Source organism: Lentibacillus populi (assembly GCA_014642895.1).
GTDB classification, from domain to species: domain Bacteria; phylum Bacillota; class Bacilli; order Bacillales; family Amphibacillaceae; genus Lentibacillus_C; species Lentibacillus_C populi.
On record BMJD01000029.1, the window covers coordinates 44,424 to 57,359 of the forward strand.

A 12,936-nucleotide genomic window follows, 5' to 3' on the forward strand; every position below is an offset into this window, starting at 1 on the left:
CAGGCAGGCATAACAAATCTCTTGTTATGCCTGCCCTTCCTATTTTTCCTCTTTAATCATCTGATAGCTTGTAATAAATGGTTTGTCTGCAAAAAACGCTGGTGGTTTTGCCAATCCGTGCTGGTGCTGGTTTTTAAAAGCGTCAGAATCCTTCCAGTTATTGAAATTTGCTTCCGAAGCCCATTGTGTTATAACGACGTACGTATTCCCTTTTTTGGGACGAAGCAGCCGGAACGCTTGGAAGCCGGGCATGCTGTCCAATTCGCTTTTTCGCTGTCTGAACCGTTCTTCAAACATTGCCGTTCCATCGTCCGTTACCGGGATATTGTTCATCACAACAAACCCTGTTTCTCTCATATCGCCGCCCTGCTCTAATACCTCATACGCACGGCCGGCGGCAAAAACATTTTTATGGCGCCCTTCATAATAAGCTAGAGTACCTGAAGATCCTGCCATAAAATAAAACGGTATATCCGGGTATTTTTCCTCCAGTTTACGTAAAAAGTCATACGTTCCATTGGTCATGTATGCGTTCATGTTCGATTAACTCCTCTCAGGTAAAAACATATAGTTTAGTTGTACCCTGTTCAGATACATATTAATCTAGTGGAATTATAATTATTATAAAGTAATAAATGTTATTACTTTCGGATTGTTGTATTCTGTCGTATAATATATTCGTTAGTGCTTAGAGGTGAACCATGGAAAAAAAGAATTCAATAAAGAAACAATGGAAAGCAATACCGAATCGGATTAAATGGCCAATCCTAATCGCCGGGTTTATTTTGATTTTAGCATTAATTGGTTATGGTGTCATCGTATATGGTGGGAGCCTGGTTGTTGATGAACAGGATTTACTGTTGGATGCGACAACAACGTTTGAAACACAAGACGGGGAAGTTATCGCGTCATTATATCATGAAAACAGGGATCCAATTGCGATTGAGGACGTTCCGGAACATGTGAAAAATGCCTTTATCGCCATCGAGGATCGACGTTTTTACGAGCATGCTGGTGTTGATTTCAAGTCGGCTTTTCGAGCTGTTTATAAAGATATTCTTGCCATGGAAAAAGTGGAGGGAGCGAGTACGATTACCCAGCAGCTTGCTAAAAATTTGTTTTTGCACAATGATAAAACATGGATGCGCAAAACAAAGGAAGTAATGGCAGCAATCTACTTGGAACGTCATTTTTCAAAAAAGAAGCTACTTGAACTATATGTAAATCAAATGTACTTTGGCCGCGGTGTCTACGGTATTGAAACTGCATCACAACTGTTTTTCTCTAAATCGGCAAGTGAATTAACATTGTCAGAGGGGGCCCTTTTAGCGGGACTTGCCAAGGCGCCAAATGGCTATTCCCCGATTAATCACCCGGAAAAGGCATTAACGAGAAGAAATGTTGTACTACGAGCGATGGATGATGCCGGGATAATTTCCACCAAACAAAGGGTGGCCGAGCAGGGAAAAACATTGGGATTGCATGTGAAAGATAAAAAAAGTACCCCTTCAGTTGACAGTTATGTTGATTTGGTAATGAAAGAAGCTGCTAAAGAGCACCAATTGTCGATTGATGAATTAAAGCGCGGTGGGTATCGAATCGTAGTAAATATGGACGAAACAGCCCAACGAATTGCCTATGAACAATTTGAAAAGGAGGACTATTTCCCGGGCAATACAAAAGGGGTTCAAGGTGCCTTTGTCATGATGGATCAACAAAACGGTGCCATTGTCGCTGCGATTGGTGGAAGAGACTATGAACCTGGTGAACTGAATCGGGTAACCGTGAAGCGTCAGCCTGGTTCGACAATGAAACCAATTGCTGTGTATGCTCCAGCAATGATGCGTGAAAAATATCAGCCGTATTCACTAATACCAGATCAAAAAGTCGCCTATGATGGGTATACTGCGACAAATTATGATGGTCAGTATGATGGAGCCGTTTCACTTTATCAGGCGCTTGTCGAATCAAAAAATGCCCCAGCTGTCTGGCTGTTAGAGAATATTGGTATTTCCGATGCAAAAGGATATCTGGAAAAAATGGGTATATCCTTGCCTGATGATGGTTTGGCGATTGCCCTTGGCGGGTTAAAGCAGGGGTTAACCCCGCTTGACATGGTACAAAGCTATCGTACATTTACTCACAATGGACAAGTTACCGATGCCCATACAATTGATCGGATTTATAATCAGGATAATGACCTTATTTTTCAGGCGGATCCCCCATCTGAGGAAGTATTTAGTCCACAAGTTGCCTGGAGCATGACGGAAATTTTGCAGACAGCAGTTAACAATGGAACTGCACAAGCGGGTGAATACCAAAAAGCATTGGCAGGGAAAACTGGGTCAACCCAGCATCCGTACGCCGAAGAGTATTATAAAGATGCCTGGTTCGTCGGGTATACACCACAGTATGTTAGTGCATTATGGATGGGATACGACAAATCGGATGAAAATCACTATTTGACTGTTGGCAGTGAATATCCAACGAAGCTGACGAAAGCAATTTTAACCGAATTGGATAAGCGATCTTCACTACAAGGAACGTTTAAAAAGCCTGAAAATGTAAAAGCTGTACCGGAGCCGATTACACTTCCGGAATCCATTAAAGCAGAAGCCACTCATATATTTGGCGGTTTCTCGATTGTCAAAGGGAAAATAACTTGGAACAGGGCGCAGGATGATCGTGTCGTATATCATATTTATCAGGAAAATGACGATGGATTGGACAAACGAATTGGCACGGTAGAAGATGCCAACGAGTTTATTGTTGATGACGTACCGTTTTTTTCATCATATCATTACTATGTAGTTCCATATAATCCCTTAACAAAGATGGAAGGAAAACGATCTAATTCCGTTGAGCTTTCTTTATGAGATACAAAAGTATATAAATTAAGAACCTATTCAGCTTATGGCAGCGTAAGCTACGTCCAGCTGCAGCGGCTACTATGCTCTGTTTTTGCTCTGAGCAGCCGTCAATTTACGGCGAATTAATGACAATTAACGGGCAATGCTATACAGTTGGTATGGAAATCGTTATAGTAAATGGTGAAGTTCAAAAGATCACAATAGGCTAGTTCTATTATTTAATTGAAGTAAGTTAACGTGTGAAAAAGGGTGAATAAAATGGCAAAACAGATCAATGACACGATCATCAGAGCGTACAGGGGAGAAAAAACGGATTATACGCCTGTCTGGTTTATGCGGCAAGCCGGCAGGTCACAAAAAGAATACCGGGAATTAAAAAAGAAATATTCATTATTTGAAATAACCCACCAGCCGGAATTGTGTGCATATGTAACACGTTTACCTGTTGAACATTATGGGGTGGATGCTGCGATATTGTACAAGGATATTATGTCACCACTACCAGCTATTGGAGTCGACGTGGAAATCAAAAAAAATGTTGGCCCGGTTATTCATAATCCCATCCAAAACTCCCATGATGTGGATAATTTAGGTGTGATTAACCCGGAAGCGGATGTGCCATACGTGTTAGACACCATTCGCCTCTTAACAGAAGAACAGCTAAGCGTTCCGTTAATTGGTTTTAGCGGTGCACCCTTTACTTTGGCAAGCTATATGATTGAAGGGGGTCCTTCGAAAAATTACAATCAGACGAAGGCCTTTATGTACCGGCACCCTGAGGTTTGGTTTCCCTTAATGGATAAGCTGGCTACCATGATTATCACCTATGTCAAAGCACAAATTAATGCTGGAGCAAAAGCAATCCAACTGTTTGATTCCTGGGTAGGGGCGCTTAATCGAGCTGATTATCAGGCATTTATTAAACCTGTTATGAAGCAGATTTTTACGGAATTAAAAAAAGAAAATGTCCCGTTAATTCTGTTCGGTATCGGTGCCAGACACTTACTTATGGAATGGAACGATTTGCCGGTTGATGTTATTGGCCTAGACTGGCGCACCTCCATTACGGAAGCAAGGCAAATGGGCGTAACGAAAGTGCTGCAGGGGAACTTGGATCCTGCTATTCTGCTGTCTGATTGGCAAACGATTGAGGAGCGGACAAAAGCGATTCTTGATGAAGGAAAAAGTGAATGTCGTCATGTTTTTAACCTTGGTCATGGTGTGACACCGGAGATTACTCCTGCAACATTAAAGAAACTAACTGAGCTGGTTCAAACGTATTCAAGCGTAATAAAAACAAGATAGGCAATGGATAAGGAAGGATGTTGGAAATGGATAGAAAGAAAATGGGGTTACTTGTCATGGCTTATGGAACACCATATAAAGAGGAAGATGTGGAGCGCTATTATACGGATATTCGTCATGGCAGAAAACCAACGGATGAGATGCTTAAGGATTTGAAAGATAGATACAAAGCAATTGGCGGCATTTCGCCACTTGCAAGAATTACCGAAGAACAGGCAAAAGCATTAGAAACAACCTTAAACGATTCACAGGAAGAGTATGAATTTCATGTATATATTGGTTTAAAACATATTGAACCATTTATCGAGGATGCAGTGGAGCAAATGGCTAATGACGGGATTGAACAAGCCGTATCTATTGTTCTTGCACCACATTATTCGACTTTCAGTGTCAAATCATACAACACAAGAGCCAGCGAAGCAGCGGAAAAGTATGGTAAACCGAATATTTACGCTGTTGAAAGCTGGTATGATGAACCAGGCTTTATCGGCTTTTGGGCAGAACAAATTAATGCTGTTTACGAAAAAATGCCTGAGGCTGAAAAAGAAAAGGCAGTATTGGTCATTTCCGCACATAGTTTGCCAGAAAAGATTTTACAAAATGGCGATCCCTACCCAGACCAATTAAAGGAAACAGCAAGGCTAATTTCCGAAAAAACCGGGATTACCAATTATGCAATTGGCTGGCAAAGTGAAGGAAACACCCCTGATCCCTGGCTCGGACCTGATGTACAGGATTTGACGCGCGATCTTTATAAACAGAAAGGCTATCGTTCCTTCGTGTACGCACCGGTGGGATTTATTGCTGATCACTTAGAGGTTTTATATGATAATGATTATGAATGTAAAGTTGTTTGTGAAGAGTTAGGAGCCAACTATTATCGCCCAGAAATGCCAAATGTACATCCGAAATTTATCAAGACGCTTGCAACTATCGTGCTAAAAAAAGTTAGAAGTGAAGCATAATGGGGGAAAAAAAACAGATTGTCATTGTAGGTGGCGGGATAACAGGATTAACTGCTGCATACTATTTGCAAAAAGAGATTAAAGCGAACCAGCTGCCATACGATGTAAAGCTGGTTGAAGCAAGTCACCGGTTAGGCGGCAAAGTAAAGACGTACAGACGTGATGGCTTTACAATTGAACAGGGCCCTGACTCATTTTTGGAGCGGAAGAAGCCTGCGGTTAAACTTATAAAGAACCTCGGTTTACGTGATCAGCTTGTGCGTAATGGAACAGGCCAATCCTATATTTTAGTCGGTAACAAGCTCCACAAAATGCCAAGCGGGTCGTTTATGGGGATACCAACACAAGTCCGTCCATTTTTATTCTCGGGAATCTTTTCTTTGAAGGGGAAGGTTCGGGCTGGATTTGATTTAGCCCTGCCAAAGGGAAAACAGCAGACAGATCAATCGCTTGGCGGATTTTTCCGGCACCGGTTTGGCAATGAATTAGTGGAAAATTTAATTGAACCACTTCTGTCCGGAATTTACGCTGGAGATATTGATCAAATGAGTTTAATGGCAACATTCCCCAACTTTTATCAAGTGGAGCAAAAGTATGGCAGTTTAATTAAAGGTTTGAGCGAAACAATGCCGAAGCCAGCAAAGAAAAAGAAGAAAAAGCCCGGAATGTTTTTATCGTTTGCTGGTGGATTACAAGTATTAATTGATGCGCTTGAAACGCAATTAGGGGATACGGTCCTGTTAAATACCGCGGTTGACCATATTGAGAAGAAGGACCATGGGTATCACGTATTGCTGGACAGTGGCGAAGTGTATAAGGCAGATGCAGTTGTTATAGCAACACCGCATTATACTGTACCTAAAATGTTCAGCCAATACGACTTCTTTACCACTTTTAATGAAATTCCAGCTACTTCAGTTGCGAATGTCGCACTTGCTTTTGATCAATCGGCAATCAAAAAAGATATCGACGGTACCGGCTTCGTCGTATCACGAAATAGTGATTTTCGGATTACCGCCTGCACTTGGACACACAAAAAGTGGCCAGCCACAACGCCTGATGGGAAAGTGTTATTACGCTGCTATGTCGGCCGTCCTGATGATCAAAGTGTTGTTGATCTGTCTGATGAGGAAATTGTTGATATCGTGTTGAACGATTTAAATAAAACGATGGATATTACGCAAAAACCGGAATTTTGTGTAGTCTCACGATGGAAAAATGCCATGCCACAGTATACAGTTGGGCATTTGGAGCGAATTGCCAAGGTGCGTGGCGAAGTTAGTAATCGGTTGCCTGGTCTGTTCTTAACTGGTAGCTCGTATGAAGGAATTGGTTTGCCAGATTGTATAAAGCAAGGAGAGAAAGCAGTAGCGGAGGTGTTGGCGTTTTTAAGAGAGTAAATGGGACAAGGGCAGAGTATGCTCCTTGTCCTTTTTTAAGTAGAAAAACTTGCCACTTGGTGTAGTTGCTGCATTACTGTTGATGTCCCGCAATCTACTGTCGATGTGTAGCGGTTCACTGTTGATGTATAGCAATCTACTGTCGATATGTAGCGGTTCACTGTTGATGTATAGCAATCTACTGTCGATGTGTAGCGATTTACTGTTGATACAGATTGGTTCACTATTAATGCCGATGTTCCCTTCTAATTAGGCTTCCCCTTCCAATTAATGTACGGCTGGAGTAGTCTTATCCCAACACCATAACCCTAATCAGGACTGCCTGACTAGGGTAATAAGAACATTCTACCATCTATTCATAGCTTTTCTCCAGTTCATCAACAAGCCCTCCAACATATGCTACCGCAGTTCGGATTGCATCTGGCTTCGACATATCAACACCAGCCTGTTTTATTAGATCAAGCGGTTTTAGTGTGCCACCCGATTTTAGGACGTTTAACCAGCGATCGACTGCCGGTTTCCCTTCTTGCTGGATCATTTGTGCTACTGCAGTAGAAACAGTTAATCCCGCTGAATACGTGCATGGATAAAGTCCCATGTAATGATGTGGCTGCCGCATCCAAGTCAGGCCTGCACCATCGTCAATTGTAACCGTATCACCCCAGAAGTTTTCGATTGCTTGCTTTTTTTGTTCGCATAAAACACTTGCAGTTAATGGTGTACCAGTTTCAGCGAGTGTATAGACACGGCGTTGGTATTCCCCTTCTAATAAATGGGTAACAAAATTATGGTAATATGTTCCAAGCAATTGGCCGATAACCCAGCGTTTCATTCGCTTATCATCAGTTTTTTCGATCAGGTGGTTCGCCAGCAGTAGTTCATTTAATGTTGATGGCGCCTCAATAAAATAAGTTGATGGACGAGTATTGACCAATGATTGATTTTTACCAGCAAGATAGAAATGCCCGGCGTGCCCTAATTCATGGGCAAGTACGAAGGCTCCGCGCATTGTGTCGGTCCATGTAATGAGAATATATGGATGTACACCATATGGGCTGGAACAGAAAGCGCCTGTTGCCTTGCCGATATTATCAGAACGGTCAACCCAGCGGTCATGGACACCCTTCTTCATGATTTCAACGTATTCCGGCCCCATGACCTGCAGTGCATCCAGAATAGTGGCTGTTGCTTCTTCGTAGTTTGTTTTCGGATTAAATTCTGGATCGATTGGTGCTTTTAAATCACAAAAACGCATTTCCGCAAGTCCCAGATCCTTTTGCTTCAGCTTGGCGAATCTGCGCATGTGTGGGGCCAGCTCCTCTTGAATAACATCCAGTTGATTAAGATACATTTCTTTTGTAACCTGCTGACTGTGAAGCAGCATGTCTGTAACCGAATCATAGCCACGCAGGCGTGACATGGTAACTTGTTTGGTTACTTCTGTAGCATATGTTGCGGCATACGTATTTTTATATTGATTAAGTGTATTAATGAACGAATTATACGCTTGCCGACGAATAGCGGTATCAGCAGTTATTTCATAGCGGTCTTCATAGAGTGCTGCTGACATTGGCAATTCATTACCATCTTGATCATGTACCGGTGAAAATTGCATATCAGATGCTTTGCTTCGCTCATAAATCGTCTGCGGTGCATTATGTACTTCACTAAGTGCTGCCAATGTTTCCTCGATTTCCGGGGTAAGGGTATATGCTTTTCTTTCTAATAAATCATCAAGCATTTTTTGATATGTTCGTAGCTCCGGCTTTTCCTGTAAAAATCGATTAATTGTTTCGCTCGATAATGTTAATAGCTCTGAATCGACAAATGATAGTTCGGCACCGATTTTTGCCAGCGTGGCTGAAACCTTGGAAGCGTCTGCCTGGTTCTTTGGATCAGCTCCATCTGCACTGGCACGCAAACTTGCATATGTCGCAGCACGGATGATCCGCTGCTGAAATTTTTCTAAAGTTGCAAGACAGTTTAATAGTGTTTCGGCATCCGTTCCCAGTTTCCCTTTGTATTCGGTCACTACACTAACTTCTAACTGGATTGCAGCTAATTCGTTTTCCCATTCTTTATTTGTGGTAAATAAATCGCGTAAATCCCATGTTTGTTTAAGCGGTACTTCTGAACGCTGCAATCGCTTAGCGTTTGCTCCAGTTGCCATTATAATTCCCCTTTCAAACTATTATTTCGCTACTCTAAATAGTAGTATAATACAAAGTGAAAAAGAATGATATGAGTTTTCTAACTTGAATTACAAAAAATAAACAGCTAGATGTATAGCTGTTTAATGATCGGTTTATCATGTTATAGTACAGTTATCATACAGTTTTTATCGAGCGGGATGATCACATTCGTCACAAATATTACCATAGCAATCTGCTTTTTCTTCAATAACCTGACCACAACTTTGGCATTTCTTCTTTGGTAATTTTTTATAAAATTCAACGATGCTCTCCATGTTCATCCTCCTTTGTTATCGTAACTGTATTGTATTATAACAGTATGCCGGTTGTCAATAGTGTGTTACAACAAATTTGATAAATTAGGGGAGATTTTTATGAAGTTAACGGTAATTGGTTTCTGGGGCGGCTATCCAGCTGCAAATGGTGCTACGTCCGCCTATTTGGTTGAAAAAGATGATTTTACATTACTAATTGATGCGGGAAGTGGTGCGCTTGCCAAGTTGCAAAATTATCAACATCTCATGGATCTTGATGCGGTCATTCTATCTCATTACCATCATGATCATGTTGCTGATATTGGCGTTCTGCAGTATGCCTGGCTTGTCCAGTCCTATTTGCGTGAGGTGAAGGAAATTTTACCGATTTACGGTCATACCGAGGATGAGGAAGGTTTTGCTACCCTGACACATGAGTGTACGGAAGGAATTCCCTATGATCCAAGTGGTGAACTGAAGGTTGGTCCGTTCCTGATCAATTTTTTGCAAACAAAACATCCTGTTACCTGTTACGGAATGCGTATTTCGGATGGTGATAGTGTAATCGTCTATACTGCTGATTCGTCTTTTAAAAAGGAATGGAGTGATTTTGCTAACGATGCCGATTTACTGATTACAGATTGCAACTTTTATGCGGATCAGAATGGGGCGGCGGCAGGACATATGACAAGCAAAGAAGGAGCTCGAATAGCAAAGCAGGCAAACGTTACTGAACTAATTCTGAGTCATTTACCGCAATATGGTGATCCAAACAAACTAGTCGAAGAAGCTGCAACAGTTTTCAATGGGAAAATTCGGCTTGCGCGGGAAGGGCTTGTTTGGGAGAAATAAACGGACCAATTCTTTGATTGCCTGTCTGCCTTCGATTACAATAGATAAGGGACTAATATACTAGAGAGGGGCTTTCAGATGAAATTTATCGATAACAAAGGAATCACGGATCCGATGATTAACTTGGCACTTGAAGAATATGTATTGGAAAATTTCGGTGAAAACGATACATATTTACTATTTTATATTAACAAACCATCGATTATTATTGGTCGAAATCAAAATTCAGTTGAGGAAATAAATACGAATTATGTTGAGGAAAACGGAATAAAAGTAGTTCGCCGGCTTTCCGGTGGTGGAGCTGTTTATCATGATGAAGGGAATTTAAATTTCAGCTTTATTACGAAAGATGACGGAAACAGTTTTCAGAACTTTGCTAAATTCACTAAGCCAATCGTTGAGGCGCTGAACAAATTGGGGGTACCTGCTGAACTAAAAGGCAGAAACGATTTAGCTGCTGCTGGACGGAAAATATCCGGGAATGCCATGTTTTCAACAAAAGGACGTCTGTTCAGCCATGGCACATTGATGCTCGACTCGGAAATTGAAAATGTTGTTGCGGCGTTAAATGTTAAACAGGAGAAAATTGAGTCAAAAGGAATTAAATCGATTCGCAGCCGTGTTGCCAACATCTCTGAATTTCTTGACAAAAAAATTACGATGGACGAGTTTAAAACGCTTATTTTGCGTTATATTTTTGATGTAGACGATGTAAAAGATATCCCTAGATATGAACTAACGGATGAAGACTGGGAGAACGTCCATAAAATTTCCAAAGAACGCTACCAAAAATGGGAATGGAATTATGGTAAGTCACCATCGTTTAATGTGCAGGCATCCCACAAATTTGATGCGGGTCTTGTCGATGTACGTTTGAATGTTAAAAAGGGGATTATCGAAAACTGCAAAATTTATGGCGATTTCTTTGGTGTTGGGGCGGTCGCCGATTTGGAGGAAAAATTAATCGGTGTTCGCCATGAACGAAAAGCAATTGAGGAAGCACTTGCCAACGTTGATGTACCACACTATTTGGGGAAAATTCCTAAAGAAGGGTTTATTGACTTATTGTATTGATGCGCGTGTGAACTTTCTGTATTTTAAGGCTGCTCTAGTAGTAGGGCAGCCTAATTTTTTTATCTTACAATCTGTGAATAGTTTACTGTAATGAATATAAATACTCTGAACATATACCCGGGAGCTGGAACATCAACGCGAGAGCAGAACCATCAACCTGAGAGCAGAAATATCGACCAATATTGTTTGTTCGAAGTCATCCGCTATCTACTGTGAACGCTTACATTTGAAAATTGGCTATCTGTATTTTATAATTAATATGAATTCTACTTCATGATGAATGATTGTTCATTCATTACTCGAGGGGGCTTGAAAATGAATTTAAGTAGTCAATTATCGATTACTGCTAAAAATCATCCAAACAAAACAGCGTTTGTATTTCAGGACAACCATACAAGCTACCAGGAATTGGAGGGAGCTGTAACAAAGTTTGCATCGGCTTTGCACCAGCTGGGCTATCGAAAAGGGGATCATATAGCGTTGGTTGCCGGAAACAGTCCATATTTTGTAATTGGACTGTATGGTGCACTCCGTATTGGTGCAGTTGTTATACCAATAAATCCGATGTATACGCCATATGAAATGGAGTATATTTTAAAAAATGGTGATGTAAAGGCAATTCTAACAATGGATGTTTTAGTAGAAAAGTTTGCAGCAATAGCGGAAAAACTTCCTGGGGTCAATCATTACATATCGTGCGAAACCGGTGCAGAACTTAAATTAACAGCTCATCCTTTATCGACAAAATTGAAATCGTTTACAGAAATTCTCCAGGGAGGAAACCTGGAGTTTATTTCTCCAGTACTTGATGAGGAAGACGTTGCGGTTGTTTTATACACATCTGGCACGACTGGAAAACCAAAAGGGGCAATGCTGACACATAAAAATTTATATTCAAATGCAAAGGATGTGGCCGATTATTTGACAATTAATGGGGATGATCGTGTCATTGCAGCATTGCCCATGTTCCATGTATTTTGTTTAACCGTTGCATTGAATGCACCACTTATGAATGGTGGAACTGTTATTATTATGCCGAAATTTTCGCCAAAAGAAGTGTTTCGGATAACGAGGGCACATACCCCGACAATTTTTGCAGGTGTGCCGACGATGTACAATTATTTGTTACAAAGTGCAAATGACAAGGACAACGATTTGCAAGGAATCCGTCTATGCATATCCGGGGGCTCAGCAATGCCGGTTGCACTACTGAAGGAATTTGAAAAGAAATTTGATGTCATTGTTTCAGAAGGGTACGGATTATCGGAAGCTTCCCCTGTTACATGCTTTAATCCGTTAGATCGGCCAAGAAAACCCGGTTCAATTGGGGCAAACATTGTCAACGTTGAAAATAAAGTTGTTGACGAATTTGGCGAAGAAGTGGAAACGGGCGAAGTTGGCGAGTTAATTGTTCGCGGTCCAAATGTTATGAAAGGGTATTATAAAATGCCGGAGGAAACAGCCGCTACCTTAAAGAATGGCTGGTTATACACCGGGGATCTGGCAAGAATGGACGACGAAGGCTATTTTTATATTGTCGATCGTAAAAAAGATCTGATTCTGGTTGGTGGCTATAATGTATATCCACGGGAAGTTGAAGAAGTATTATACGAACATCCGGGTGTTGCAGAAGTGGTGGTTGTTGGGATGCCGGATCCGGATTCAGGTGAAGCGGTCGTAAGCTTTGTTGTTGCAAATGATCCGGCAATTGCGGAAGATGACCTTCGTGAATTTTGTAAGGCTCATTTAGCAAAATATAAAGTACCTGCAAAAATTGAATTTTTGGATGAACTTCCGAAAAATACAACAGGTAAAATATTACGGAAAAACCTGCAGGAGACAATAAAGTGAAACTTCATTCGGTGGGGGTCTCCCCACTGAATAAAATTTCACCTTAATTAACGTCAAAATGTATGATTTATCCATTTCACTAGCATTGCATAAATATAGTCAAAATGTTCAGTAAGTACTATTCCCGTAATTTTTGCCAAAAAGTCAAAGTCCAATCAAAGGTGGCACCGTCC

Annotated in this window: 10 protein-coding genes; 7 read left to right on the forward strand and 3 right to left on the reverse strand. The window is 41.1% G+C overall.

Annotation, left to right across the window (positions count from 1 at the left end; translation table 11 throughout):
* Positions 1-39 precede the first annotated feature (39 nt).
* The gene (locus tag IEX12_RS15790; RefSeq protein ID WP_088049680.1) at positions 40-537 is read right to left on the reverse strand and encodes an antibiotic biosynthesis monooxygenase family protein; all 498 of its coding nucleotides are present in this window, start codon (positions 535-537) and stop codon (positions 40-42) included.
* A gap of 164 nt (positions 538-701) precedes the next feature.
* On the opposite strand from IEX12_RS15790, the gene IEX12_RS15795 reads away from it, so the two are divergent.
* From IEX12_RS15795 to hemY, 4 genes are all read left to right on the forward strand, one after another.
* The gene (locus IEX12_RS15795) at positions 702-2,876 is read left to right on the forward strand and encodes a transglycosylase domain-containing protein (RefSeq protein ID WP_088049681.1); all 2,175 of its coding nucleotides are present in this window, start codon (positions 702-704) and stop codon (positions 2,874-2,876) included.
* Between the two features lie 252 nt (positions 2,877-3,128).
* On the forward strand, positions 3,129-4,175 hold the full coding sequence (gene hemE / locus IEX12_RS15800; RefSeq protein WP_088049682.1) for a uroporphyrinogen decarboxylase: 1,047 nt from the start codon (positions 3,129-3,131) through the stop codon (positions 4,173-4,175).
* 26 nt (positions 4,176-4,201) lie between these two features.
* A complete protein-coding gene (gene hemH / locus IEX12_RS15805) occupies positions 4,202-5,140 on the forward strand; it encodes a ferrochelatase (RefSeq protein WP_088049683.1) in 939 nt (312 codons plus the stop codon).
* On the forward strand, positions 5,140-6,540 hold the full coding sequence (hemY, locus tag IEX12_RS15810) for a protoporphyrinogen oxidase (RefSeq protein WP_088049684.1): 1,401 nt from the start codon (positions 5,140-5,142) through the stop codon (positions 6,538-6,540). The genes hemH and hemY overlap by 1 nt, the downstream gene beginning before the upstream one ends.
* A 352-nt stretch (positions 6,541-6,892) precedes the next feature.
* Here the strand turns inward: hemY and pepF are convergent, their stop codons facing one another.
* Both pepF and yhfH read right to left on the reverse strand, forming a co-directional pair.
* On the reverse strand, positions 6,893-8,710 hold the full coding sequence (gene pepF / locus IEX12_RS15815) for an oligoendopeptidase F (RefSeq protein WP_188725479.1): 1,818 nt from the start codon (positions 8,708-8,710) through the stop codon (positions 6,893-6,895).
* Between the two features lie 168 nt (positions 8,711-8,878).
* Positions 8,879-9,007, reverse strand: coding sequence for a protein YhfH (yhfH, locus tag IEX12_RS15820; RefSeq protein WP_088049686.1), 129 nt, complete (start codon positions 9,005-9,007; stop codon positions 8,879-8,881).
* 99 nt (positions 9,008-9,106) lie between these two features.
* Between yhfH and IEX12_RS15825 the strand changes: the two genes are divergently transcribed.
* The 3 genes from IEX12_RS15825 to IEX12_RS15835 all read left to right on the forward strand — a co-directional run bounded on the left by IEX12_RS15825 (position 9,107) and on the right by IEX12_RS15835 (position 12,763).
* On the forward strand, positions 9,107-9,838 hold the full coding sequence (locus tag IEX12_RS15825) for an MBL fold metallo-hydrolase (protein WP_102415530.1): 732 nt from the start codon (positions 9,107-9,109) through the stop codon (positions 9,836-9,838).
* A 78-nt stretch (positions 9,839-9,916) separates the two neighbouring features.
* Positions 9,917-10,912: a lipoate--protein ligase gene (gene lplA / locus IEX12_RS15830; RefSeq protein ID WP_088049688.1), complete on the forward strand. Its 996-nt coding sequence runs from the start codon at positions 9,917-9,919 to the stop codon at positions 10,910-10,912.
* 315 nt (positions 10,913-11,227) lie between these two features.
* Positions 11,228-12,763 (forward strand): fatty acid--CoA ligase family protein, encoded by a 1,536-nt coding sequence (locus IEX12_RS15835; RefSeq protein WP_188725480.1) that lies wholly within the window; start codon positions 11,228-11,230, stop codon positions 12,761-12,763.
* Positions 12,764-12,936 lie beyond the last annotated feature (173 nt).